Raw genomic sequence first — 23,943 nt, 5'->3', positions numbered from 1 at the left:
GACCGCCGTTCGCTGCATATGTACGCGCCACCTGTCATTCATCTTGCACTGCCGGTAACGGCGACCGTCGGGGAGTTCAGCGCCGGCGCAGCTTCTTCAGACACCGGTGCCCGAGTACCCGTATCAGTTCCTTCGACGGCGTCTGGTGCACCGTGCGCGGCTTGGCCGGCGAGGTGGGCCGCCCCGGTGCCCCGGCCGCCGCGGCCAGCGCCCCGTACAGCGCCTGGGCCGCCACCTCGGGCGAGATCCGCGGGGCCGGGATCCCGTCCAGGGCCGGCGTCTTCGGTGCGGCGGACAGGAGGCCGGGGTCACCGATGATCCGCACGCCCATGTCACCGATGCTCCGGGCCATCTCGGCACCGATCCCGGCGGCGGCTTCGACGGCCCACTCCGGAGTGAGTATCTTCACGTCCTCGGGTGACGGACTGCACGCGTTCTTCATATGCATGACGGCACCGTTGCGGACGAGCTTGGAATACAACTCGTCCGGCAGTCCATTGCCGCGGAATTCCTTGTTAAGATTCCGCAGCATTTCGGTCTCGGCAAGGGTAAGAGAGCGATTCGCGGCCTCCGGAACGGGCTGGAGCAGATTCTCGGGCAGCCCGAGGAGCTGTTCGAAAGTGCGCATCAGACCACCGCGGTCGCGGTCGTCGACCACGACGACGGTCATCCGCTCGCAACCGACCGCCCGGACCCAGCGCCCGACGAGCCGGTCGTGCCGGTGCCGGTGCCAGAAGCTCGGGTTGGGCTGCTTGTACGGCGCCTTCCTCAGCATGTGCGTGAGCCAGTCCTCGTAGCCCATGCGCAGGCCGTTCTGCACGTACTGCTGCCACTGCGAGGGCATGATCCTCGCCAGCGGCCGCAGCGTGACCAGCACGTGCACCCTCCCCCACTCTCGGCTTCGCTCGAGCGGGGGGACCCCCATCCCGCCGAGCTGGTCGACGATGCGCGCGATCGTGGTGTCGTCCTCGGCGTCGGCGAAGAACTCGCTGCTGATCACCGAGGTCTTCTCGCCGGACGCCTCGACCTGTTCCAGCAGGCGTGTCCAGTGCTTCTCGGTGGGCGCGGTGTCCCCGATCATCGCGGGCCTCGCGCACGCGGCCAGGGCGGCTTCCATGGGATGTCTGCTGTGCGCCGGGAACACGACGCCGTGCTCGGGCAGCAGGTCTTTCGCCGCGAACAGCGCGCCCTGGATGGCGGTCGTGCCGGTCTTGTGGGGGCCGATGTGCAGCAGGCGCGTGCCGAAGGGCAGCGGAGCGGTCACGCCGTTCACCGGAAGGTCGTCTCTCGTACGGTCCGTCTCCATAGTCAGAGGACGGTAAGAGAAGTGCCTGAGCGTTGCCTGAGAGGAGCGTGGGACCGCGATGAGGAGCACGCCCCTCTCCGGCAACCCGCGCTCACGCGTGCCGGACCCCCGGTTTGCCCGCGTCCACCCGCAGCCGTGCCAGCGTGCTCGCCATCGCCTGCGGCCTGACCACCGTGTCCACGGCCCGGACCTGCGCGTCGATGCCGTGCCGGTCGACGTCGAAGAGGTGGTAGCCGCGGTGCGCGTCGATGAACTTCCAGTGCGGGTTGTCGGCCATCAGCGGGCCCCACTGGGCGTGGAAGTCGGCCTGGTCCTGGTCGCCGTTGCTGGAGATGGACGTGCCGACGAACTCGGCGCCGACCACCCGGGAGGACGGGTCGGCGTAGTCCTCCTTGAGGTCGCTGATCATCGTGAAGTGGCGGTCACCGGAGAGCACGACCGGGTTGTGCACGCTGGTGAACTCCTCCAGGAGGGCGTTGCGTTCGACCTGGTAGCCGTCCCAGGCGTCGTAGTACCAGAGCTTGCCCTCGCCGGGCAGGATGTCGGTCTCGGCCATCATGATCTGCGAGGCGATGAGGTTCCAGCGGGCCGGTGAGCCGTGCAGCCCGTCCAGCAGCCACTGCTTCTGCTCGGCACCGAGCATGGTGAGCGAGGGGTCCTGGGCAGCCGCCTGGCCGGTGACCTGGTCGCTGCGGAACTGCCGGGTGTCGAGCACGTTCAGCCAGGCCAGACGGCCGAACTCCAGCCGCCGGTACATCTGGATGTGCGGGCCGTTCGGGACGGCGGTGGCGCGCACCGGCATGTGCTCGTAGTACGCCTGGAAGGCCGCCGTCATCCGGGCCACGAAGGCGTCGTGCGGCTGCTTCGCGGGGTCCTGCGGGATCTCGCCCGCCCAGTCGTTGTCGACCTCGTGGTCGTCGAAGGTGACCACCCAGGGCGCGTTCGCGTGCATCTCGGCGAGGTCCGGGTCGCTGCGGTACTGGGCGTACCGGTTGCGGTACTGGACGAGGGTGTACGGCTCCCCCGTGCCCTCGTGCCGGCGCGGACCCGCCGACGACGGCGCCGACTCGTAGATGTAGTCGCCGACGAACAGCACGACGTCGGGGTCCTGGTCCAGCATGTCGGCGTAGGGCGTGAAGTAGCCGTTCTGCCAGTTCTGGCAGGAGGCGAGCGCGATCCGGAAGCTGCCGCCGGAGCTGTCCCGGGCGGGGGCGGTGCGGGTGCGGCCGGTGCGCGAGAGCTGACCGTCGGCGCGGAACCGGTACCAGTACGTTCGGCCCGCGCGCAGGCCCCGTACATCGACGTGGACGCTGTGTCCGTACGCGGGCAGGGCCTGGGCGGTGCCGCGGCGGACCACCTTGCCGAAGCGCTGGTCCTCGGCGAGTTCCCAGTCGACCGGCACCACTCTGTCGGGCATGCCTCCGCCGTTCAGGGGGTCGGGGGCGAGCCGCGTCCACAGCACGATGCCGTCCGGCAGCGGGTCGCCGGAAGACACGCCGAGGCTGAACACTCCGTCGGGCAGGGGCGTCTCCGCCGCCCGCGCGGTGCCCGGCAGCCAGAGCTGGGCGGAGGCGGCGGCACCGAGCACGGCGGCGCCTGTGGCCAGAAAGCGGCGTCGGCCGGGTGATGCTGCTCCGTACATGGGCGAACTCCCTTGGGTCGCTTACCTCTTGGGCACCCTGGAAGCTCACGCTTCGGGGCGATCCGTGCGTTGAACCAAGGTGTTCGCGTGCATGACAAATAGGTAGACAACAGAAGAGCCGTTGCGACTCGGGGATCACATGATGAACGTGATCCCGGCGCAACGGCTCTCAAGACACTGCCGACTGACGATCTTTTGGGTTCTGGTTGGCGAAGTCCGAGCCCGGACGGACTCTCGCGGCGGTGACGCCGAGGAGGGTGTGGCCGAAGACGAACGTGCCGTCCGGCCTGAGGAGGGTGGCGGGAACCGGCGCTCGCCGCTTGGTCGGGGGCGCCCCGGGGTGCCGGGTATCCGGACGCGGGTGTCGTGCTCACCACCCGGCGGCCCGGGTGGCGGAGCCGCTAAGGGCGAAGGGGCCGCCGGTCGCCCGCCCGACCGTGCTGGTTCACCATGGCCGACAGGTCGCTCGCGCCGTCCCGGTCGGCCGCTGTCACCGCGAGGTGTGGTGAGCGGGCGGCACCGTGGGGCGGCCTCCGCGAGGGGGCGCAGGGCGGCGACACCGGCGACCGCCAGGACGACGTTGCCCTCTTCGTCGTACGCGGACGCCGCATCCTCCTGTGACGGTCGTACGGATTACCCCGTACGGGTCACAGGAGGTGCGGTTGGTCATCCCCCGGTGGGCCGGGGCGTCACCCGGCGTTGACTCAGAACGGCTCGAAGTCGTCGAACTCCTGGGCGGCCTCGTCCCGTTCGGCCTGCTTGTCGCGGCGGCGCTGGGCGGCGGGCCGCGGCTCCTCGAAGCGGTGGTCCTCGCCGCGCCGGCCGAGCATCTCGGCGCCGGCCATGACGGTCGGCTCCCAGTCGAAGACGACCGCGTTGTCCTCGGGGCCGATGGCGACGCCGTCGCCCGAGCGGGCGCCCGCCTTCATCAACTGGTCTTCCACACCGAGGCGGTTGAGACGGTCGGCGAGGTAGCCGACGGCCTCGTCGTTGCTGAAGTCGGTCTGCCGCACCCAGCGCTCCGGCTTCTCGCCGCGCACCCGGAACAGCCCGTCCTCCTCGCGGACCACGGTGAAGCCGGTGTCGTCCACGGCCTTGGGGCGGATGACGATCCGGGTCGCCTCTTCCTTGGGCTTGGCGGCCCGCGCCTTGCCGACCAGGTCGGCGAGGGCGAAGGAGAGCTCCTTCAGACCCATGTGCGCGACCGCGGACACCTCGAAGACGCGGTAGCCGCGCGCCTCCAGATCCGGCCGCACCATCTCCGCGAGGTCCTTGCCGTCCGGTACGTCGATCTTGTTCAGGACGACGAGGCGGGGACGGTTGCCGAGGCCGCCGTACTCCCTGAGCTCCGCCTCGATGATGTCGAGGTCGGAGACCGGATCGCGGTCGGACTCCAGCGTGGCGGTGTCCAGGACGTGCACGAGGACGCTGCAACGCTCCACGTGCCGCAGGAACTCGAGGCCCAGGCCCTTGCCCTGGCTGGCGCCCGGGATCAGACCCGGCACGTCGGCGATGGTGTAGACGGTCTCGCCGGCGGTGACCACGCCCAGGTTGGGGACCAGCGTGGTGAAGGGGTAGTCGGCGATCTTCGGCTTGGCCGCTGAGAGGACGGAGATCAGCGAGGACTTGCCGGCGCTCGGGTAGCCGACCAGCGCCACGTCGGCGACGGTCTTGAGCTCCAGGACGATGTCCTGGAGGTCTCCCGGCACACCGAGCAGCGCGAAGCCGGGGGCCTTGCGGCGGGCGGAGGCCAGCGCCGCGTTGCCGAGGCCGCCGCGGCCGCCCTGGGCGGCCACGTACGAGGTGCCGTGCCCGACCAGGTCGGCGAGGACGTTGCCCTGCCGGTCGAGGACGACGGTGCCGTCGGGCACCGGCAGGACCAGGTCCTGGCCGTCCTTGCCGGAGCGGTTGCCGCCCTCACCGGGCTTGCCGTTGGTGGCCTTGCGGTGCGGGGAGTGGTGGTAGTCGAGCAGCGTGGTCACGGACTGGTCGACGGTCAGGATGACGTCGCCGCCCCGCCCGCCGTTGCCGCCGTCGGGACCGCCGAGCGGCTTGAACTTCTCCCGGTGGACGGAGGCACAGCCGTGACCTCCGTTACCCGCGGCGACATGCAGTTCGACGCGGTCCACGAAGGTGGTCATGGTCAGTGCCTCCAGAAAACGAGCGGAAAACCTATTACGGACTTAACACGCGAAAGGCGGACCCGCCTTCCCACCAGGGAAGTGAGGTCCGCCTCGCGAAAAGTTCGGTCTGAGCCTGAGCTCAGGCGACCGGAACGATGTTCACGACCTTGCGGCCACGGTGGGTGCCGAACTGCACCGCACCGGCGTTCAGCGCGAACAGCGTGTCGTCGCCGCCACGGCCGACGCCCGCACCCGGGTGGAAGTGGGTGCCGCGCTGGCGGACCAGGATCTCGCCCGCGTTGACGACCTGACCGCCGAAGCGCTTCACGCCGAGGCGCTGAGCGTTGGAGTCGCGACCGTTACGGGTGGACGATGCGCCCTTCTTGTGTGCCATCTCTTCTCAGTCCCTTACTTCGCAGCCGCGGGGATCTCAGTGACCTTGATCGCCGTGTACTGCTGGCGGTGGCCCTGACGACGGCGGTAGCCGGTCTTGTTCTTGTAGCGAAGGATGTCGATCTTGACGCCCTTGTGGTGGTCCACGACCTCGGCCTGGACCTTGATGCCGGCCAGGACCCACGGGTCGCTGGTCACAGCGTCGCCGTCGACAACGAGCAGGGTCGAGAGCTCGACCGTGTCGCCAACCTTGGCAGTGGAAATCTTGTCAACCTCAACGATGTCGCCGACAGCAACCTTGTGCTGGCGACCACCGCTGCGCACGATGGCGTACACGCGGATCTCACTCTCACTCGAAGAACGGCATCCCCGCAGGCCAGCCGACCGACCAAAGAGCACGGGCGACCTCTCCCGGACACCGGAGCACCCGGAAGGAAAAGGTTTACGGGGACGTGGCGGCCACTATGGACACGCCGACGGTCCAGGTTACGGGCCGTCCCCAGGCCCGGTCAAACCAGGGCTCCCGGCGGCTTCAGAAGTCTGTTCGCATACCCGAAACACCTGCGGATACTCTGTGGCCCCGGCCATACACGCACTGGTCGCCCCACGTACACGCAAGGGTAACCCTCTCAGGGCTTCCGACAGGAGAAAACAGCAGATGCCGACCAAGGTGAGCGTCATCATCCCGGTGTACAACCCAGGAAAGTACATCAAGCCTTGTATTGACTCGCTGTTGCGGCAGACCCTGCCTTCGGACGAATTCGAGGTGCTCTTCGTCGATGACGGGTCGACCGACGACACTCCCGCCGAGCTGGACGCCCTGGCCAAGGAACATCCGCACTTCCGGGTGATTCACATTCCGAACTCCGGCTGGCCCGGGAAACCGAGGAACATCGGTGTGGGCGAGGCGGCCGGGGAGTACGTACAGTTCCTCGACCAGGACGACTACCTCGCCTCCGACGCTTTGCGCCGGATGTACGACATGGGGCACCGCAACGGCTCCGACATCGTCATCGGCAAGGTGGCCAGCAACTTCCGCGGCGTCCCGCACGGTGTCTTCCGCGTGGACCGGGAGAAGTGCAGCCTCAAGGACGCACCGCTGTACGACAGCCTCACTCCGCACAAGATGTTCCGCGCGAAGTTCCTCCGGGAGAACAACATCGCCTATCCCGAGGGCAAGCGGCGCCTGGAGGACCAGCTGTACATGATGGAGGCGTACTTCCCCGCGAAGGTCGTCTCCATCCTCGGCAGTTACACCTGCTACTACTACTCGAAGCGCGACGACGGGAACAACGCCGGCTCCGCCAAGATCGTCCCGTCCGGCTACTACGGAAACCTCCGCGAGGTCCTCGACGTAGTCGTCGCCAACACCGAACCCGGCGAATTCCGGGACCTGCTGCTGCGCCGGTTCTACCGGGTGGAGATGCTCGGCCGACTCAGCGAGCCCTCCGTCCTCAAGTACGACCCGGCCTATCTCGACGAGATGGTCGAAGCCGTAAAGCCGCTGGCCGCGGACTTCATGGGAGACGGCGTGCACGACGGGCTCGGTGCTCTCAGCCGTATCCGGTCCACGCTGCTGCGCCGCGACGACCGCGAGGGCCTGGTGCGGATCGCCCGCTTCGCCGCCTCCGTCAAGGGTACGGCCCGGCTGGAGAACGTCGCCTGGCAGGCCGACGGCAGGTTGGCCGTCGAGGTCAGCGCCCGGCTCGTCCACGGTGAGAACACCGAACCGCTCAAGCTGCTGCGCCGCGACGGCCGGCTCTTCCTGCACCCCGAGTTCACCGAAGGAGTGCTGAAGGACGGCGAGCTGGTCGACGTCACGGACGAGATGAACGGCTTCAAGGCGGAGATGTCGCTGCGCAACCGCGAGACGGCCGTCGAGTGGGCCTGCCCCGCGGAGTACACCGCCACCGTCGAGGACCTGGGCGACGGCGCCTGCGAGGTCGTCATGCGCGGCACCGGCTACGTCAATCCGCAGGGCGGCAAGGGCCGCGGCCCCGTCTCCCGCGGGTTCTGGGACATCTGGGTCCCGGTCCGCGGTCTCGGTGTGGTCCGCAAGGCCCGCCTGGGTGCCGACCGCGCCGCACACGTCGACCAGGACTGCCGGCCCGCGCTGCTCGGTTCCCCCTCCCGCCCGGTCATCCCGTACTTCACCGACCCGCACGGGAACCTCACCCTCGATGTCGCCCGCCGCAGCAAGAAACTGGCGCCGTACCTCGAAGGCCGCCCCGTACTGCGGATGCCCGGCAGCCGGCCGGAGCTCCGGCTCGACATGTTCGCCGGCCAGAAGACCGCGCCGATGAAGACCGAGCTGGTCCTGAGCTCCGCGGACGGCCGTACGTACACGCTGCCCGCCGAGGTCCGCCCCGCCGCCGACCGCGCCCACCTCGCCCTCCCCCTCCGCCCGAAGGGCGTACCCGCCGGCAGCTGGGACCTCGCCGTGCGGCTGGACGGCGAGAAGAGCCCGGCCCTCGCGCTGTGCGCGGTGGAGGTCGACGGCAGCGGGCGGCTGCGGCTCGATGACGGTCTTCCGCTCGTCGACGCCGAGATCGTGCGCGCGGAGGCGACCAAGCGGCGCAAGACGGCCCTTCGGCGCAAGCTGCGTGCCGTCGGCGGCCCGGTCGTCCGCAGGCTTCCCGGCCCGGCCCGCAAGAAGATCCGTAGGCTCGCGGCGAAACTGGTCGCCTGACCGGCACGCCCCGGACGGGCACGGCCGGCACCACCACGGACACGCAGCACAGTTGAGGAGTGATCATCATGCGGGAGCTCGGAATCGCCGGCGCCTGGGTGCACGAACCGAAGGTCTTTCCAGACGCTCGCGGGAGCTTCCACGAGTGGTTCAAGGGAGCGGACTTCGCGGAGTCCACGGGCCACGGCCTGAATCTGGCCCAGGCCAACTGCTCGGTCTCCAGCCGCGGCACCCTGCGCGGCATCCACTTCGCCGACGTGCCGCCCAGCCAGGCCAAGTACGTGAAGTGCGTACGCGGCGCGGTGCTGGACGTCATCGTCGACATCCGCACCGGCTCCCCCACGTACAAGCAGTGGGAGGCCGTGCGCCTGGACGACGTGGACCACCACTCCGTCTATCTCTCCGAGGGGCTCGGGCACGCCTTCATGGCGCTGACCGACGACGCGACCGTGGTCTACCTGTGCTCCGAGGGGTATGCCCCGCAGCGCGAACACGGCATCCACCCGCTCGACCCCGAGCTGGGCATCGAGTGGCCGTCGGGCCTGACGCCGGTCCTGTCCGACAAGGACTCCGCGGCGCCGACCCTGGCCGAGGCCGAGGCGAAGGGTCTGCTGCCGTCGTACGAGGCGTGCCAGGCCTACCAGGCGCGGCTGCGCGGCTGAGAGCCCGCGTACGCGCCTGAGAGCACACGAGGAGGGGCCTCGCGGTGAAGTGTCCGCGAGGCCCCTCTCGTTGCGCTCAGCGCCGCTCAGCCGCCCAGCGCGGCGATCTGGCCGCGCACCTTCTCGAAGCCCGCGCGCGGGCGGCGCAGGTTCCGGGCCCGGACCAGGGCCGGCCAGAAGTCCGCCCCCAGCAGCGCCTCGGGCTGCACGGCGTTCTTGCGCACGAGCACCTCTTCCGGGACCGGCTGCGGGTCCGGGGTGACGTACTCCTTGATGATGTCGTCGTACGCCTCCTTGAGCACCGTGTTCTGCGGATCGGCTCCGAAGACCACGGCGACGCCGGTCGGCGCGGTGTCGATCTCGAGCACCGTCAGATCGGGGCGGTACTTGCGCAGGACGGTCACCACCTTGTAGACGTCGCCCGTCCAGAACTTGGTGTGCCGGTCGCGCGCCGCCTCGTCGACGTCACGAGGCAGCATGTCGTCGAGCACGATCACGCTGGACCAGCGCGAGTGGCGCTCCACGTTCATGAAGTCGCGTAGCGCGTACTCGAAGAGGTGCATGCCGTCGATGAAGGACAGCTCCAGCGTGGGATCGCCGCCGAGGACCCCCAGCGGGTCGCGGCGGGCGAGGGCGCGGAAGGGGTTGCGACCCCGGCGCAGGTGCACCAGCGGGTCCTTGCGGGCGAAGAAGTCGTCACTGGTCGACTGGACCAGGTGGACGTCGCAGCTGAGCGACGTCACCACCTTGAAGGCGGGGTCGATCGCGACGGACGCGACGCGCGAAAGTGCCAGGCTGCGGCCGTCGTTGACGCCGATCTCCAGGTAGTTTCGCGGCCGGTAGACTCGGTGCAGTCCACGCAGGAGTTCATGACGGTCCACTGAAGCGGCCTTTCGAGGGGTTCCGGCTGTTTCTTGTTTCCGGCGAAGTTACTCATTCAAAGGCTCTGGCGTAAGCTTTCTCGGAAGTTCACGGAAGGTTTACGTACTCGCCGGTAGGCAAGCCGGGGTCGGTTGACCACCCCGAAGTCGCTTCCGGGCCTCGAGATCCCCGGTCCGAGATCGGCGTTCGGGACCACCGGCGCCGGAGCGGGCTCGACCCCGTCCGGTCCGCCGCGCAGCACCCGCACCTCGCCGCCCCTCCGGCCCTGGACAGGGGCCCAGCAGGACCCGTACCGAGTTGTCCTCGCTCTGGCCCGTGCCCGGGCCGACGACCAGATCGGTGTGTCCGTCGCCGTCGACATCGCCCGCGAGGGGCGCCGAGCCTGTCAGGCGGGCCGCCGCACCGGTCAGCCCCTTGTCGCTGCCCCGGACGACGAAGAGGGTGCGCCGGCCCGCCTGGGTGACGAGGTCGGCCCGCCCGCCGCCGTTGAGGTCGTTGGTCACCATGGTGTTCACGCCGCCGAAGACGCCGTCGGCGCCCGCCTCGCCGAAGCCCAGGTCGTCCTGGGTGACGACCTGCGCCTTCCGGGTCCGGGAGCCGTGTGCCGACCGGCGCGGGACGGCCGCGTAGCCGGCGGCGTACTTCCCGAGCACGGTCGCGGTCGGGTCACCGACCACGAGATCGCCGTACCCGTCCCCGTCCAAGTCGGACCGGACCCCCGGATGACGTGCCGGTCCCCTCCGGTCTCATGCAAGTGGGACCACCGGCCGTCAGGAAAAGCCGGTGGCCGGTAGGCTCCGGTCAGCCCCGCTCCGCCGCGAGCAGCGCGGTGAACGCCTCGGTCAGTGCCTCGCGCCAGTCCCGGATCGGCTCGATGCCCGCCGCCGCCCACCGATCGTGGCCCAGCACGCTGTACGCGGGCCGGGGCGCCGGTCGTACGAAGGCCGTACTGGTGGTGGGGCGGACCCGCTCCGGGTCGGCGCCCAGCTGCTCGAAGATGGCCCGCGTGAAGCCGAACCACGTCGTCTCGCCACCGCTGGTGCCGTGGTAGACGCCGGCCGGGGCGGAGCCCGCGAGGGCGCCCTGGCCGAGGCGGACCAGCCGGTCGGCGAGATCGGCCGTCCAAGTGGGCTGGCCGCGCTGGTCGTCGACCACGTCGAGAGTGTCCTTGACGCCCTCGAGCTTGATCATCGTACGGACGAAGTTGCCGCCGCCCGCGCCGTACAGCCAGGCCGTGCGCACCACGTAGCCGGTCTCCGGGAGCGCGGCGAGGACCGCCTGCTCGCCCGCCAGCTTGGTGCGTCCGTACGCGCTGCGCGGCCCGGTGGGCGCGTCCTCGGGGTACGGCTTCTCGGCGTCCCCGGTGAACACGTAGTCCGTGGACACCTGCAGGAGTACGGCCCCGGTCTCCGCGCACGCCTCGGCGAGGTGGCGCGGTCCGTCGCCGTTGATCCGCAGCGCCTCGTCCTCGCGGGACTCGGCGTCGTCCACGGCGGTCCAGGCGGCGCAGTTGACGACGACAGCGGGCCGGTGCCGGGCGAACGCCTCGCTCACGGAGGCCGGTTCGGTGATGTCCAGCTCGGCGCGGGTCGCCGCGACGGCCGGGATCCCCGCCTCGGCGAGGCGCGCCAGGACATCCTGGGCGAGCATGCCGCCCGCGCCGGTGACAAGCCAGGCCTGGTTCACAGCGCGGCCCGCTCCTTCAGCGGCTCCCACCAGGCGCGGTTGTCGCGGTACCACTGCACGGTCTCGGCGAGGCCCTGCTCGAAGCTCTTGCGGGGCTCGTAACCGAGCTCCTCGCGGATCTTCGTGCAGTCGACGGAGTAGCGGCGGTCGTGGCCCTTGCGGTCCTCGACGTACTCGACGCTGGTCTCCCAGTCGGCGCCGCACGCCTTCAGCAGCAGGCCGGTGAGCTCCTTGTTGGAGAGCTCGGTGCCGCCGCCGATGTTGTAGACCTCACCGGCGCGGCCCTTGGTGCGCACCAGCTCGATGCCCTGGACGTGGTCGTCGATGTGCAGCCAGTCGCGGACGTTGCCGCCGTCGCCGTACAGCGGGACCTTCTTGCCGTCGAGGAGGTTGGTCACGAAGAGCGGGATGACCTTCTCGGGGAAGTGGTGGTGCCCGTAGTTGTTGGAGCAGCGGGTGACGCGGACGTCCAGGCCGTGGGTGCGGTGGTACGACAGCGCGATCAGGTCGCTGGACGCCTTCGCCGAGGAATACGGCGAGTTGGGCTCCAGCGGGTGCGTCTCGGGCCAGGAGCCCTCGTCGATCGAGCCGTACACCTCGTCGGTGGAGATGTGCACGAAGGTCTTGATGCCGGCGCGGTGGGCCGCGTCGATGAGGGTGTGGGTGCCGACCACGTTGGTGCGGACGAACTCCGCACCACCGTCGATGGAACGGTCGACGTGCGACTCGGCGGCGAAGTGCACCACCTGGTCATGCTCGGCCATCAGCTTGCCGACCAGCTCGGGGTCGCAGATGTCGCCCTGCACGAAGGCGAAGCCCGGGTGCTCACGCACCTCGTCGAGGTTGGCCGGGTTGCCCGCATAGGTCAGCTTGTCGAGGACGGTGATCGAGACATCACCGGGGCCCTCGGCGCCGAGCACGGTACGGACGTAGTGCGAGCCGATGAAGCCGGCACCGCCGGTCACCAGAATCCGAGTGGTCATGAAGAGATCTGCACCTTGCTGTGATCACCGAGCACGAGCCGGTGGGCCTTGGGGTTGCGGGGCGCGGGCGTGACCTCGACGTCACGTCCGATGAGCGAGGCCTCCACGCGGCGCACGCCGGTCACGGACGAGCCGCGCAGCACGATGGAGTACTCGATTTCGCTGTCCTGGATCCGGCAGTCCTCAGAGACGGACGTGAACGGACCGATGTAGGCGTCGTTGACCACCGTGCCGGCACCGATGATGGCAGGCCCGACGATCCGGCTGCCACTGACGCTGGCACCCGCCTCGACACGGACCCTGCCGATGATCTCGCTGCTCTCGTCGACCGTGCCCTCGATCACCGGCTCGACGGTCTCCAGGACCGACCGGTTGACCTCCAGCATGTCGGTGACGTTGCCGGTGTCCTTCCAGTATCCGGAGATGGTGGTGGAGCGGACGTCGCGCTTCTGGTCGATCAGCCACTGGATGGCGTGAGTGATCTCCAGCTCGCCGCGCCAGGAGGGCTCGATGGACCGGACGGCCTCATGGATAGCCGGGGTGAAGAGATAGACGCCGACGAGTGCCAGGTCGCTCTTGGGCTGCTTCGGCTTCTCCTCCAGGCCCACCACCCGGCCGTCGGCGCCGAGTTCGGCGACACCGAAGGAGGTGGGGTTGGGGACCTTGGTCAGCAGGATCTGCGCGTCGGGACGCTCGCCGCGGAACTCCTCCACCAGGCCGGTGATGCCACCGACGATGAAGTTGTCGCCGAGGTACATGACGAAGTCCTCGTCACCGAGGAAGTCCTGGGCGATGAGGACGGCGTGGGCGAGGCCCAGCGGCGCTTCCTGCGGGATGTAGGTGACCTGGATCCCGAACTGGGAGCCGTCGCCCACCGCCTCGCGGATCTCCTCCGCGGTGTCGCCGACCACGATGCCGACCTCGCTGATCCCGGCCTCGGCGATCGCCTCCAGGCCGTAGAAGAGCACGGGCTTGTTGGCGACCGGTACCAGCTGCTTGGCGGAGGTGTGAGTGATCGGGCGGAGGCGGGTGCCCGCCCCCCCGGAGAGCACGAGAGCCTTCACGAAAGTCCCTATTTGTCTAAATTAAGCGTCAATCACGGCTCACATCATAACCCTGGGGGCAGGCCGGGGATTCACCGGCCATTCATATGATCGATCACCGGTTGACAACTTTCCGTCGGACGCAATACCCACAGAAGCACGAAATCCGCCCCCGGCGAACCGGGAGCGGATTTCGATCTTCGTACGGCCGAATCTATTCGGTGACCGTCCGTCAGGCCTCGTCCGCCTGGGTCGAGACGGACTGCGGCGGCTGCTGCTCGGCCGCCACCGTCTTCTTCGACGTCGCCTTCTTCGCGGTCGTCTTCTTGGCGACGGTCTTCTTCGCGACCGTCTTCTTGGCGACGGCGGCCTTCTTGGTCGCGGCCTTCTTCGCCGTGACCTTCTTGGCCGTCTTGCGGGCCGTCTTCTTGGCCGGAGCCGCCTCCTCGGCGGGCTCCTCCGCCGCGACCGAAGCCTCAGCCGGCGCCTCGGCCGAAGGCACGACCACGACGGCCGCCTCCTCGGACGCGGTGGGCGCGGTGGCCTTGCGGACGGCACGGCGGCGCGGACGGGCCGGGGCGGCGCTCTCGGCGGCCGCCGCGGCGGGCTCGGCCGCCGCGGCCGGAGCCGGTTCGGCCTGCGGCTCGGCCACCGGCGCGGTCTCGGCGACCGTCACCACGGCGGCCTCCGCCCCGGCAGGCGACCCGGCGGGCGCGGACACCTTGCGGGTGGCGCGACGACGGGTACGACCCTTCGGTGCCGCCTCGTCGGCGACGGGCGCGGCCTCGACGACCGGGTCCTCCGCGGCGACCGGCTCGGCCTGCGCCTCGGCGGCCGACTCCGGCTGCACCGGACGCGCCACCTCGGCCTCGGCCGGTACGGCCTGAGCGGTCGGCACCTCGACGTCCTCGGACACCGGGCTCTCCTGGTCGGCCGGCGCCTCGGCACCGCCCGACCGCCTGGCACCGGCACCCCGCGGGGCACCGGCCGGAGCGGACGCCCGGCGGCTCGACCTGCGGCGGCCACGCCCGCGCGTGGCCGCGGCCTCCGCCTCGGCGACGCTGCTGTACAGCTCCTCGTCGGGCGCGAACTCGGCCGGAGTGAGCGCGATCGGCTCGGCAACCTCGGCGGCGAGCTCCGCCTCGGTCTCGACCTCCTCGGGCTCCTCGATCGTCTCGACGGCCACGGCCTCGTGCGTGTGCTCGTGCCCGTCACCACCGCGTCCGCGCTTCTTGCGCTTGCCGCCGCCCCCGGCGGAGGTCGGCTGCTCCATGTGCACGATGACACCGCGGCCGTTGCAGTGGACGCAGGTCTCCGAGAAGGACTCCAGCAGGCCCTGCCCGACCCGCTTACGGGTCATCTGCACCAGGCCCAGCGAGGTGACCTCGGCGACCTGGTGCTTGGTCCGGTCCCGGCCCAGGCACTCCAGGAGGCGCCGCAGCACCAGGTCCCGGTTGGACTCCAGGACCATGTCGATGAAGTCGATGACGATGATGCCGCCGAGGTCGCGCAGCCTGAGCTGACGCACGATCTCCTCGGCCGCCTCCAGGTTGTTCCTGGTGACCGTCTCCTCCAGGTTGCCGCCCTGGCCGGTGAACTTGCCGGTGTTGACGTCGACGACGACCATCGCCTCGGTCCGGTCGATCACCAGCGAACCGCCACTCGGCAGCCAGACCTTGCGGTCCAGCGCCTTGGCGAGCTGCTCGTCGATCCGGTACGTGGCGAAGACGTCGACCTCGGACGTCCACTTCGACAGCCGGTCGACCAAGTCGGGCGCGACGTGGGAGACGTATCCGTGGATGGTCTCCCATCCCTCTTCACCGCTGACGACGACCTTGGTGAAGTCCTCGTTGAAGATGTCGCGGACGACCCGGACGGTCATGTCCGGCTCGCCGTAGAGCAGCGTCGGGGCGTTGCCGCTCTTCGCCTTCTTCTGGATGTCCTCCCACTGCCCCTGGAGCCGCTCGACATCGCGGCGCAGCTCGTCCTCGCTCGCGCCCTCGGCGGCGGTGCGCACGATGACGCCCGCGTCCTCGGGGACGATCTTCTTGAGGATGGTCTTCAGACGCGCGCGCTCGATGTCGGGCAGCTTGCGGCTGATCCCGGTCATGGAGCCCTCGGGGACGTACACGAGGTAGCGGCCCGGGAGGGAGACCTGGCTGGTCAGACGCGCGCCCTTGTGTCCGATCGGGTCCTTCGTCACCTGGACGAGCACGGGCTGGCCGGACTTGAGCGCGGACTCGATGCGGCGCGGCCCGTTGGCCATGCCGAGCGCCTCGAAGTTGACCTCACCGGCGTACAGGACCGCGTTGCGGCCCTTGCCGATGTCGATGAAGGCGGCCTCCATCGACGGCAGCACGTTCTGGACCTTGCCCAGGTAGACGTTGCCGACGTACGAGGTGGCCTGCTCCTTGTTGACGTAGTGCTCGACGAGCACACCGTCTTCGAGGACGCCGATCTGGGTGCGCTCACCGCTCTGCCGGACGACCATCACGCGCTCGACGGCCTCGCGGCGGGCCAGGAACTCGGCCTCGGTGATGATCGGGACGCGGCGACGCCCCTGCTCGCGGCCCTCGCGACGGCGCTGCTTCTTGGCCTCCAGACGGGTCGAGCCCTTGATGGACTGCACCTCGTCGGACGGCTCGGCACTCCTTTCCCGCGCGGGGCGGGGCTCGCGCACCTTGACGACGGTCCGCTCGGGGTCGCCGTCATCGGGCCCGGTGTCGACGGAGGAGTCACCGGCCCGACGCCTGCGGCGACGGCGGCGACGGCTGGAGCTGGACCCGCCGGACTCGTCCGAACGGGCGTCCTCGTCGTCCTCGTCGTCCTCGGCGCCGTCCTCGTCCTGGGCGGACTGCCCGGCCTGCCCGGACTGCTCGGCGGCGAACTCGTCGGCGTCGTCGGAGTCCTCGTCACCGGCGGCCTCGGGGGAATCGCCCCGGCGCCTACGGCGGCCACCGCGACGACGGCGCCTGCGCGACCCCGTCTCCTCGGCCTCGTCCTCGTCGACGGAGTCCTCGACGGCGTCGTCCGCCTCCTCGTCCTCCACGACGGCCTCGGCGACGGTCTCCTGCGCCTCGGGCTCGTCGGCGGCACCCCGGCGCCGGCGGCGGCGCCGCGACCCGGTCTGCTCCTCGGCGATCTCCTCGACCGGCTCGACGGACTCGGCCGGCTCGCTCTGCTCGGCCTCCGCCTCCGCGGCTGCCTCGGCTGCGGCCCGCTGCGCGGTCTGGAACTGCGGCTCGGTGAAGACGGGCGCCTGGAACACGGCGACCGCGGGACGCGCGGGCCGACGCGGCGACCCGTCCTCGTCCTCGGCATCGCCGGCGCGCCGCTCGGGCTCGGAGAACCCGGTGGCGGCCTGACGGACGGACCGACGCCGGCCACGACGCGGGGCGGCCTCCTCGGCGGGGGCGGGGGCCTCAGCGGCCGGTTCCGGCACGGCGGGGGCCTCGGCAACCGGCTCGGACGGCGCGGCCTCGACGGCCTCGCCCTCGGGGGCACCGGCAGGCGTGGAGACGCGGCGCGTGGCACGGCGACGGGTACGACGCGCGCCCGTGTCCTCGGCATCGGCGGTCTCGGCGGGCGCTTCCGCGGCCACCGGCTCTACGGTCTCGGCGGCAGGCGCCGCTTCCACGGCCTCCACGGCCTCCGGAGCACCGGCGGGCGCGGCGGCACGCCGGGAAGCCCGGCGACGCGTACGCCCGGCGGGCGCGGCGGTCTCGGCGGCGGGCGCCTCATCGGCGGTCCCGGCCGCGGCGGGCGTCTCGGCCGGCGCCGGCACCACGGTCTCGGCGACCTCGTCGGCCGCGGAGGCACCGGCGGGTGCGGACACCCGACGGGTCGCGCGCCGACGGGTACGCCCGGCGGGCGGAGCCGCGTCCTCGGTCTCGACGGCCGGCGCGCTGTCCGCGGCGGCGGTCTCGGCGGCGACCGCCGGCACCACGGTTTCGGCGGCCTCGGCCGCGGCGGGCGCTCCGGCAGGGGCGGACGCCCTACGCGTCGCACGCCGACGCGGACGCCCGGCGGGCGCAGCGGCCTCGGCCGGCTCCTCCGCCTGAGCGATCTCGGTGTTCTCGACGGTCTCGTCGAGCTTCTCCTCCTCGTCCGTGACGAGGTCCTCCGCCTGCGCGGCCGCGACGGCCGGAGCGACGACCTCCTCGCCGCCCGGGGCGGCGGCGACCGGCGGTCCCGCCGGCCTGGACGCGGCACGGCGCCGACGGCGCGGCGGCAGCGTGTCGCTGGGAGTGTTCTGTTCGGAACCCTCGATGGGTTCGGTCGGTTCGAGCATGCGGGCTTGTCTCCCGTCAGGCTCCCGGGCGCCGCGCCTGGTCCGGCGAGGATGCCGGTGACGTCCGCGGCTCGCGCGATGCGCGGTGCCGCCGTCCGGGGCGCGGGCGCCGCACGGGAGCTCTCTGTGTCCTGTCTCGCCGGTTCCGTACGCCCTTGTTGGGTACGGCCTGGCGAAAGTCTTGTGGTCAGTGCGCTGCCCGACCCAGGTGGCTCCCGAGTCCGAGGGCTGCGCTACGACGCCCGTCCTTCGCGGGACCTTCCTTACGCCGGCGCCTTCGCGGCGGCAGTCGGTTCGGCCGTTGAGTGGGCCTCGACTGCCTCGCGGTCGGGCGCGAGCGGGTCGGTCACCGTGCCGGTCTCTTCATCGAGCAGCCCCTGCGCCAGCCTGGTCACCGCTGCGGGGACCGGCGGCGCCAGGTCGGCCACGGCGCGGAGACCGGACAGGACGTCGTCGGGTCGAACGGCAGGCGTCACGTGCCGAACAACCAGCCGCAGTATCGCACAGGGCTGGTCGGTCGGCCTATCAGCGGGTTCACTGTGCGTTTCAAGTTGGACGACCGCGGGGCGGGCGTCAAAGGTCCTCAGGCCGTTCTTGGTGGTGCGCTGGACCTCGACCGCCTCGGCGGAGTTGAACGCGGCGACCGCGCGCTCGGCCTCGGCCGGTTCCACGCCGTCCAGCCTGAGCTCCCACACGGAAGCGGTGAGCCGGTCGGCGAGTCCCGAGGTCCGGGCCTCGACCGCGTCGACGACGTCGAGCCCGGCGGGCAGCGACTCGTCGAGGAGGAGCCGGAGCTTCTCCGGGTCGCGCGCCTGAGTGAGCGCGATCTCCAGGTACTCCGCCTCACTGCCCGTGCCGGTGGGTGCGGCATTGGCGTACGACACCTTCGGATGGGGCGTGAACCCCGCCGAGTACGCCATGGGCACCTCGGCACGGCGCAGCGCCCGCTCGAAGGCGCGCTGGAAGTCACGGTGGCTGGTGAACCGGAGGCGGCCGCGCTTGGTGTAGCGCAGTCGGATGCGCTGCACCGCCGGTGCGGGCGGCGGGCCTTCGGGCTGTCGCTTGCCCAGTGTCGCTCAGTCCTTCGTGAGTGCGGTCGTACTGCTACCAAGAGTACGTGTGTCGGCGCCCGTCGGTTCCCGCCGGGCCACCGTCTCACGCTCACGGGTCGCTGCGGCATCCCCGAAGAGCATCCGCCGGACGTCGGCCCGGGCCTGCCGTACGGACTCCCGGGCGGACGCGAGCGCGGCCCGGGTGATCCGTCCCACACTGCGCGCGGCCTCGGCGACAGGACGCACCACCATGTCCCGGATCACCTGCCCGACGGGGGTCAGGACCTCGCGGTACACCCAGCGCACCGGCTCGACGAAGATCCACCTGAAAAGGGTTCCGAGGAACCGCCCGACAGCGAGCGAGATGTGCCCGGCGATCCGCCAGGCATGCCCGAGCGCACCCCACACCTCCCGGCCGACGACGGCCGACATCCTTCCCGCGGGCGCGAGGATCCAGCGCCACAGGGCGACGGCGGGCAGGACGAGCAGGATCCGGGCGATCCAGTACAGGGCGACACCGATGCCGGTGGCGACGGCGCTCGCCAGCCATGCGAGCCCCCTGGCGCACCAGACGATCGCGCGCCCGATCGGCGTGAAGATCCAGACGAGCGCGGCGCCGAGGCCCTGGAGAAGCCACACGATCCCGTGCCCGACCGGAGTGAACATGCGCGCGTACACCCACACCAGCCCGGCCACGATGCCCCGCACGACCCACGCGATGCCATGCCCGATCACTGTGCAGATCCAGACGAGCCCGGCGCCCAGGCCCTGGAGAAGCCACACGATCCCGTGCCCGACCGGAGTGAGCACGCGCGCGTACACCCACACCAGCCCGGCCACGATCCCCCGCACGACCCACCCGATGCCGTGCCCGACCGGCGTCAGCACATACCGGTACAGCGCCACCAGGGGGATGACCACGAGCACCTTGCCGAGCCAGCCGACCGCCTTGGCGAGGGGCACGACCACGTATCGCCACAGGGCCACACAGGGCCAGACGACCAGTGCCCGCCACAGCGGCCGCAGCACGCTGTCGCGCAGGAAACGCCCCACGACGACGACCGCGTCCCACACGATCCGCACGGGCACGACCAGCACGAGCACGACGATACGTACGGGAATGCGAATCGCGACCGTCAGACATCCCTCGGGCGGGGACGTCTGCGGCACGGGCTGCTTCTCCAGGTCCATAACGACGTAGACGCCTCAGTTCCCCGTCCGGATCCAGTACCGAAGCTTTACGCCGCGCCGGTCCTCGAATTCTCCCCCATTGGCCTCGATCACTTTACGAGACGCGGTGTTGGTGGCGTCACAGGTGACCAGGGCCCGGTCGATGCCCAGTCGACGGCAGAGGGGCAGGGCGGCCGCCGCCGAGTTCCAGCAGGTGCGGGGTGAGCCGGTGCCGGATCGAGAGCCTGCCGAGGAAGGTGTCGTCCTTGACGTACCAGAGGTTCGTCACCGTCACTCAGCCTGACCTACGCGGCCGTTCCAGGTCCACGAAGGCCGCGAACCCCGCCGGCTCGCGCGACGCCTCCTCGGACGGTCCGATCCGCCCGTTCACCAGCACGGCCGGATCCAGGCCCGCCTCGGAGGTCGGCCAAGGGTCGACACAGGCCTCACGTCCCGGCCCTCATGGAGGGTCCGCCCTGGGACCTCGGTGCGAGCCCGTGCACTATGTCCCCATGATTACGCTTACGAAGGAAGACGGCCCGGCGGACCTGGACGGCGTGACCCATCTGTCCATAGGGGTCTCCTGGGACCCCACCGCGGGGGCCAGCGGTGGGGTGATCGGCAAGCTCCGCCGCAAGAGCGGCACGGATCTCGACCTGATCGCCATAGCCATGCACGACGGCGACCCGGTACGTCTGGCGGGCCTCGACTCGCTCGACCCCATCGGCAACGGCTCCCTGCTCCACAGCGGCGACAACCAGACCGGCCACGGGGACGGCGACGACGAGACGGTCACCGTCGAGTTCGCGAAGATCCCGCCGCACATCACGTCGATCGTCTTCGTCGCCGCGGCCTACAAGAAGGGCAGCTCCTTCCAGAAGGCCCGCAACGTCAGCTTCAAGGTCTACGACGCCACCGGCGGCAGCTCCCAGCAGGTCGCCGACATCTGGCCGAGCATGCTCACCACGGACAACGGCTGCGCGGTCGCCAAGGCGGTCCGGGTCGGCAACACCTGGAAGCTCGAAGTCATCAACACCACCGGCAAGATCAAGCAGGGCGACGAACTGGCCCTGATGCGCTTCGCCGCGAGCAAGTAGCGGCTGCCGGTAACGGGACGCCGGGCGGAGAGCCCCGACGAACAACGGCCCTCCCCCTGGCCCCCGCCCCCTGGCCCCCTCCCCCTCCTTCTCCCCTCTCTCGACCGATGAGTTCCAAAGCCCGCCGGGGTCTGCCTCTGCACAAGAGAAAGCTGCGCACGCACTCTGTGAGGGGATCCATGACCACCCACGCACTGCCTCCCGTCGTCGACGCCGCGACATGGGAGCACCGGCTCGAAGAACTACGAGCCCGGGAGAAGGCCGCCACGCGGGAACTCGACGCCATCGCGGCCGAGCGTCGCCGCCTGCCGATGATGGAGATGTCCGACTACACACTGGAGGGCGAGGACGGCCCCGTACGACTGGCGGACGTCTTCGAGAGCAAGCGGCAACTGATCGTCTACAACCACATGTGGTCCGCCGGCCAGGAGTGGCAGTGCTCGGGGTGTACCGGCTTCACCTCGCAGTACACCCGCCTGGAGTTCCTGGACAACTACGACGCGCGGTTCGTGATCGTCACCCAGGGCCCGATCGAGGAGGCCCTCGCCTACAAGGAGCGGGTGGGCAACAGGATGCCGTGGTACTCGACCGCGAACAGCCCGTTCGGGACCGACGTCGGCGCTCCGCCCGACGGAGGATTCGCCGTCAACGTCTTCCTGCGCGACGGCGACACCGTCTACCGCACCTGGCACACCAACGGCCGCGGCACCGAGCAACTCAGCCACACCTTCGCCCTGATCGACCTCCTCCCCTACGGCCGCCAGGAGGAATGGCAGGACTCCCCGGAAGGCTGGCCCCAGTCCCCCACGTACAGCCGCTGGGCCACATCGAAGGACATCGCAGCCCTCTACGGCCCGGACGCCGGCAACGCACACTGACGCCCGGCCTCAGGACAGCCGAGGCCCCCTCCCAGAACCCAGGCGGGCAGGAAGGGGGCCTCGTCGTCACTCACCTCAGTGCGAATGCCCACTCGCCGCAGGAGCACCCGCGTTCTTCACCGTCAACGGCAACAGCTTCTTCCCCGTAGGTCCGATCTGGATGTGCGTGTCGAGCTGCGGGCACACCCCGCAATCGAAGCACGGCGTCCACCGGCAGTCCTCGACCTCCGTCTCGTCGAGGGCGTCCTGCCAGTCCTCCCAGAGCCAGTCCTTGTCGAGGCCGGAGTCGAGGTGGTCCCAGGGGAGGACCTCCTCGTAGGTCTTCTCGCGGGTCGTGTACCAGTCGACGTCCACGCCGAACGCGGGGAGCGTCTTGTCGGCGCAGGCCATCCAGCGGTCGTAGGAGAAGTGCTCGCGCCAGCCGTCGAAGCGGCCGCCGTCCTCGTAGACGGCGCGGATGACGGCGCCGATGCGGCGGTCGCCGCGGGACAGGAGGCCCTCCACGATGCCCGGCTTGCCGTCGTGGTAGCGGAAGCCGATCGAGCGGCCGTACTTCTTGTCGCCGCGGATCTTGTCGCGGAGCTTCTGCAGGCGGGCGTCCGTCTCCTCGGCGGAGAGCTGCGGGGCCCACTGGAAGGGGGTGTGGGGCTTGGGGACGAAGCCGCCGATGGACACCGTGCAGCGGATGTCGTTCTGGCCGGAGACCTTGCGGCCCTCGGCGATCACCTTCGTGGCCATGTCGGCGATCTGGAGGACGTCCTCGTCCGTCTCCGTCGGCAGGCCGCACATGAAGTACAGCTTCACCTGGCGCCAGCCGTTGCCGTACGCCGTGGAGACCGTGCGGATGAGGTCCTCTTCCGAGACCATCTTGTTGATGACCTTGCGCATGCGCTCCGAGCCGCCCTCGGGGGCGAAGGTCAGGCCCGAGCGGCGGCCGTTGCGGGTCAGTTCGTTCGCGAGGTCGACGTTGAAGGCGTCCACGCGGGTGGAGGGGAGGGACAGGCCGATCTTGTCCTCCTCGTACCGGTCCGCCAGGCCCTTCGCGATGTCGCCGATCTCCGAGTGGTCCGCCGAGGAGAGGGAGAGAAGTCCTACCTCCTCGAAGCCCGTCGCCTTGAGGCCCTTCTCGACCATGTCGCCGATGCCCGTGATGGAGCGCTCGCGGACCGGGCGGGTGATCATGCCCGCCTGGCAGAAGCGGCAGCCGCGGGTGCAGCCGCGGAAGATCTCCACCGACATGCGCTCGTGGACCGTCTCGGCGAGGGGGACGAGGGGCTGCTTGGGGTACGGCCACTCGTCCAGGTCCATGACGGTGTGCTTGGACACGCGCCACGGGACACCCGACTTGTTGGGGACCACGCGGGCGATACGGCCGTCCGGGAGGTACTCGACGTCGTAGAACGCCGGGATGTACACCGAGCCGGTCTTCGCGAGGCGGAAGAGGACCTCCTCGCGGCCGCCCGGTCGCCCCTCCGCCTTCCACTCGCGGATGATCTTCGTCATGTCGAGCACGGCCTGCTCGCCGTCGCCGATGATCGCCGCGTCGATGAAGTCCGCGATCGGCTCGGGGTTGAAGGCCGCGTGGCCGCCGGCCAGGACGATCGGGTCGTCCAACCCCCTGTCCTTGGACTCCAGCGGGATGCCCGCCAGGTCCAGCGCGGTGAGCATGTTGGTGTAGCCCAGCTCCGTGGAGAAGGACAGGCCGAACACGTCGAAGGCGCCCACCGGGCGGTGGCTGTCCACCGTGAACTGCGGGACGTCGTGCTCCCGCATCAGCGCCTCCAGGTCCGGCCACACGCTGTAGGTGCGCTCGGCGAGGACGCCCTCCTGTTCGTTCAGGACCTCGTAGAGGATCATGACGCCCTGGTTGGGCAGACCCACCTCGTAGGCGTCCGGGTACATCAGTGCCCAGCGGACGTCGCAGGACTCCCACGGCTTGACGGTGGAGTTGAGCTCACCGCCGACGTACTGGATCGGCTTCTGCACATGCGGGAGCAGAGCTTCGAGCTGCGGGAACACCGACGCGGCGGTTTCGGCTGACATCTC

The 23,943-nt window shown here is 70.3% G+C and carries 20 protein-coding genes; 5 read left to right on the top strand and 15 right to left on the bottom strand.

Going from position 1 to position 23,943, the window contains the following annotated elements; all coding sequences use genetic code 11:
- Positions 1–76: 76 nt before the first annotated feature.
- Both ABZT02_RS14270 and ABZT02_RS14265 read right to left on the bottom strand, forming a co-directional pair.
- Positions 77–1,306 carry a hypothetical protein gene (locus ABZT02_RS14270; RefSeq protein ID WP_356017636.1) on the bottom strand — a complete coding sequence of 410 codons (1,230 nt, stop codon included), beginning with the start codon at positions 1,304–1,306 and terminating at the stop codon, positions 77–79.
- Positions 1,307–1,397: 91 nt separating this feature from the next.
- Entirely contained in the window at positions 1,398–2,948 is a 1,551-nt protein-coding gene (locus ABZT02_RS14265; RefSeq protein ID WP_356017634.1) for an alkaline phosphatase D family protein, read from the bottom strand.
- Between the two features lie 450 nt (positions 2,949–3,398).
- Between ABZT02_RS14265 and ABZT02_RS14260 the strand changes: the two genes are divergently transcribed.
- Entirely contained in the window at positions 3,399–3,569 is a 171-nt protein-coding gene (locus ABZT02_RS14260) for a hypothetical protein (protein WP_356017631.1), read from the top strand.
- Positions 3,570–3,652: 83 nt separating this feature from the next.
- Here ABZT02_RS14260 and obgE read toward each other — a convergent pair whose 3' ends face one another.
- The 3 genes from obgE to rplU form a co-directional block, all read right to left on the bottom strand.
- Positions 3,653–5,089 carry a GTPase ObgE gene (gene obgE / locus ABZT02_RS14255; RefSeq protein ID WP_356017629.1) on the bottom strand — a complete coding sequence of 479 codons (1,437 nt, stop codon included), beginning with the start codon at positions 5,087–5,089 and terminating at the stop codon, positions 3,653–3,655.
- Between the two features lie 121 nt (positions 5,090–5,210).
- Positions 5,211–5,465, bottom strand: a complete 255-nt coding sequence (gene rpmA, locus ABZT02_RS14250; RefSeq protein WP_030961848.1) for a 50S ribosomal protein L27 — start codon at positions 5,463–5,465, stop codon at positions 5,211–5,213.
- A 14-nt stretch (positions 5,466–5,479) separates the two neighbouring features.
- Entirely contained in the window at positions 5,480–5,800 is a 321-nt protein-coding gene (rplU, locus tag ABZT02_RS14245) for a 50S ribosomal protein L21 (protein ID WP_007381993.1), read from the bottom strand.
- Between the two features lie 322 nt (positions 5,801–6,122).
- On the opposite strand from rplU, the gene ABZT02_RS14240 reads away from it, so the two are divergent.
- Entirely contained in the window at positions 6,123–8,153 is a 2,031-nt protein-coding gene (locus ABZT02_RS14240) for a glycosyltransferase family 2 protein (RefSeq protein WP_356017627.1), read from the top strand.
- Between the two features lie 68 nt (positions 8,154–8,221).
- Positions 8,222–8,815 carry a dTDP-4-dehydrorhamnose 3,5-epimerase gene (gene rfbC / locus ABZT02_RS14235; RefSeq protein WP_356017625.1) on the top strand — a complete coding sequence of 198 codons (594 nt, stop codon included), beginning with the start codon at positions 8,222–8,224 and terminating at the stop codon, positions 8,813–8,815.
- Between the two features lie 86 nt (positions 8,816–8,901).
- Here the strand turns inward: rfbC and ABZT02_RS14230 are convergent, their stop codons facing one another.
- The 9 genes from ABZT02_RS14230 to ABZT02_RS14190 form a co-directional block, all read right to left on the bottom strand.
- A complete protein-coding gene (locus tag ABZT02_RS14230; protein WP_356017623.1) occupies positions 8,902–9,696 on the bottom strand; it encodes a class I SAM-dependent methyltransferase in 795 nt (264 codons plus the stop codon).
- 99 nt (positions 9,697–9,795) lie between these two features.
- The gene (locus tag ABZT02_RS14225) at positions 9,796–10,401 is read right to left on the bottom strand and encodes an FG-GAP repeat protein (RefSeq protein ID WP_356017621.1); all 606 of its coding nucleotides are present in this window, start codon (positions 10,399–10,401) and stop codon (positions 9,796–9,798) included.
- A 97-nt stretch (positions 10,402–10,498) separates the two neighbouring features.
- Positions 10,499–11,383: a dTDP-4-dehydrorhamnose reductase gene (rfbD, locus tag ABZT02_RS14220; RefSeq protein WP_356017619.1), complete on the bottom strand. Its 885-nt coding sequence runs from the start codon at positions 11,381–11,383 to the stop codon at positions 10,499–10,501.
- Positions 11,380–12,366 (bottom strand): dTDP-glucose 4,6-dehydratase, encoded by a 987-nt coding sequence (rfbB, locus tag ABZT02_RS14215; protein ID WP_356017618.1) that lies wholly within the window; start codon positions 12,364–12,366, stop codon positions 11,380–11,382. Before rfbB ends, rfbD begins: the two co-directional genes overlap by 4 nt.
- Positions 12,363–13,430: a glucose-1-phosphate thymidylyltransferase gene (locus ABZT02_RS14210; protein WP_356017615.1), complete on the bottom strand. Its 1,068-nt coding sequence runs from the start codon at positions 13,428–13,430 to the stop codon at positions 12,363–12,365. The genes rfbB and ABZT02_RS14210 overlap by 4 nt, the downstream gene beginning before the upstream one ends.
- 211 nt (positions 13,431–13,641) lie before the next feature.
- Complete coding sequence (locus ABZT02_RS14205; protein WP_356017613.1) at positions 13,642–17,700, bottom strand: Rne/Rng family ribonuclease; 4,059 nt, start codon at positions 17,698–17,700, stop codon at positions 13,642–13,644.
- A 263-nt stretch (positions 17,701–17,963) separates the two neighbouring features.
- Entirely contained in the window at positions 17,964–18,728 is a 765-nt protein-coding gene (locus tag ABZT02_RS14200; protein ID WP_356017611.1) for a TIGR03936 family radical SAM-associated protein, read from the bottom strand.
- Between the two features lie 48 nt (positions 18,729–18,776).
- On the bottom strand, positions 18,777–19,943 hold the full coding sequence (locus ABZT02_RS14195) for a hypothetical protein (RefSeq protein ID WP_356017609.1): 1,167 nt from the start codon (positions 19,941–19,943) through the stop codon (positions 18,777–18,779).
- Between the two features lie 118 nt (positions 19,944–20,061).
- A complete protein-coding gene (locus ABZT02_RS14190) occupies positions 20,062–20,211 on the bottom strand; it encodes a hypothetical protein (RefSeq protein WP_356017606.1) in 150 nt (49 codons plus the stop codon).
- Between the two features lie 223 nt (positions 20,212–20,434).
- Between ABZT02_RS14190 and ABZT02_RS14185 the strand changes: the two genes are divergently transcribed.
- Positions 20,435–21,019, top strand: coding sequence for a TerD family protein (locus tag ABZT02_RS14185; protein ID WP_356017604.1), 585 nt, complete (start codon positions 20,435–20,437; stop codon positions 21,017–21,019).
- Positions 21,020–21,198: 179 nt separating this feature from the next.
- Positions 21,199–21,897 carry a DUF899 family protein gene (locus tag ABZT02_RS14180; protein WP_356017602.1) on the top strand — a complete coding sequence of 233 codons (699 nt, stop codon included), beginning with the start codon at positions 21,199–21,201 and terminating at the stop codon, positions 21,895–21,897.
- A 75-nt stretch (positions 21,898–21,972) separates the two neighbouring features.
- Here ABZT02_RS14180 and ABZT02_RS14175 read toward each other — a convergent pair whose 3' ends face one another.
- Positions 21,973–23,940 (bottom strand): TIGR03960 family B12-binding radical SAM protein, encoded by a 1,968-nt coding sequence (locus ABZT02_RS14175; RefSeq protein ID WP_356017600.1) that lies wholly within the window; start codon positions 23,938–23,940, stop codon positions 21,973–21,975.
- Positions 23,941–23,943 lie beyond the last annotated feature (3 nt).

This window comes from Streptomyces sp. NPDC005402, assembly GCF_040606575.1.
In the GTDB taxonomy this organism is placed as follows: domain Bacteria; phylum Actinomycetota; class Actinomycetes; order Streptomycetales; family Streptomycetaceae; genus Streptomyces.
This window is presented reverse-complemented; position numbering and strand designations above follow the sequence as displayed.

Bases quoted from the DNA above. Each gene is read 5' to 3' on its own strand.
- ABZT02_RS14265 (WP_356017634.1), bottom strand. From the start codon at position 2,948: ATGTACGGAGCAGCATCACCCGGCCGACGCCGCTTTCTGGCCACAGGC.
- ABZT02_RS14270 (WP_356017636.1), bottom strand. From the start codon at position 1,306: ATGGAGACGGACCGTACGAGAGACGACCTTCCGGTGAACGGCGTGACC.
- rfbC (WP_356017625.1), top strand. From the start codon at position 8,222: ATGCGGGAGCTCGGAATCGCCGGCGCCTGGGTGCACGAACCGAAGGTC.
- obgE (WP_356017629.1), bottom strand. From the start codon at position 5,089: ATGACCACCTTCGTGGACCGCGTCGAACTGCATGTCGCCGCGGGTAAC.
- ABZT02_RS14205 (WP_356017613.1), bottom strand. From the start codon at position 17,700: ATGCTCGAACCGACCGAACCCATCGAGGGTTCCGAACAGAACACTCCC.
- ABZT02_RS14260 (WP_356017631.1), top strand. From the start codon at position 3,399: ATGGCCGACAGGTCGCTCGCGCCGTCCCGGTCGGCCGCTGTCACCGCG.
- ABZT02_RS14175 (WP_356017600.1), bottom strand. From the start codon at position 23,940: ATGTCAGCCGAAACCGCCGCGTCGGTGTTCCCGCAGCTCGAAGCTCTG.
- ABZT02_RS14195 (WP_356017609.1), bottom strand. From the start codon at position 19,943: ATGGACCTGGAGAAGCAGCCCGTGCCGCAGACGTCCCCGCCCGAGGGA.
- rpmA (WP_030961848.1), bottom strand. From the start codon at position 5,465: ATGGCACACAAGAAGGGCGCATCGTCCACCCGTAACGGTCGCGACTCC.
- ABZT02_RS14185 (WP_356017604.1), top strand. From the start codon at position 20,435: ATGATTACGCTTACGAAGGAAGACGGCCCGGCGGACCTGGACGGCGTG.
- ABZT02_RS14240 (WP_356017627.1), top strand. From the start codon at position 6,123: ATGCCGACCAAGGTGAGCGTCATCATCCCGGTGTACAACCCAGGAAAG.
- rfbB (WP_356017618.1), bottom strand. From the start codon at position 12,366: ATGACCACTCGGATTCTGGTGACCGGCGGTGCCGGCTTCATCGGCTCG.
- ABZT02_RS14180 (WP_356017602.1), top strand. From the start codon at position 21,199: ATGACCACCCACGCACTGCCTCCCGTCGTCGACGCCGCGACATGGGAG.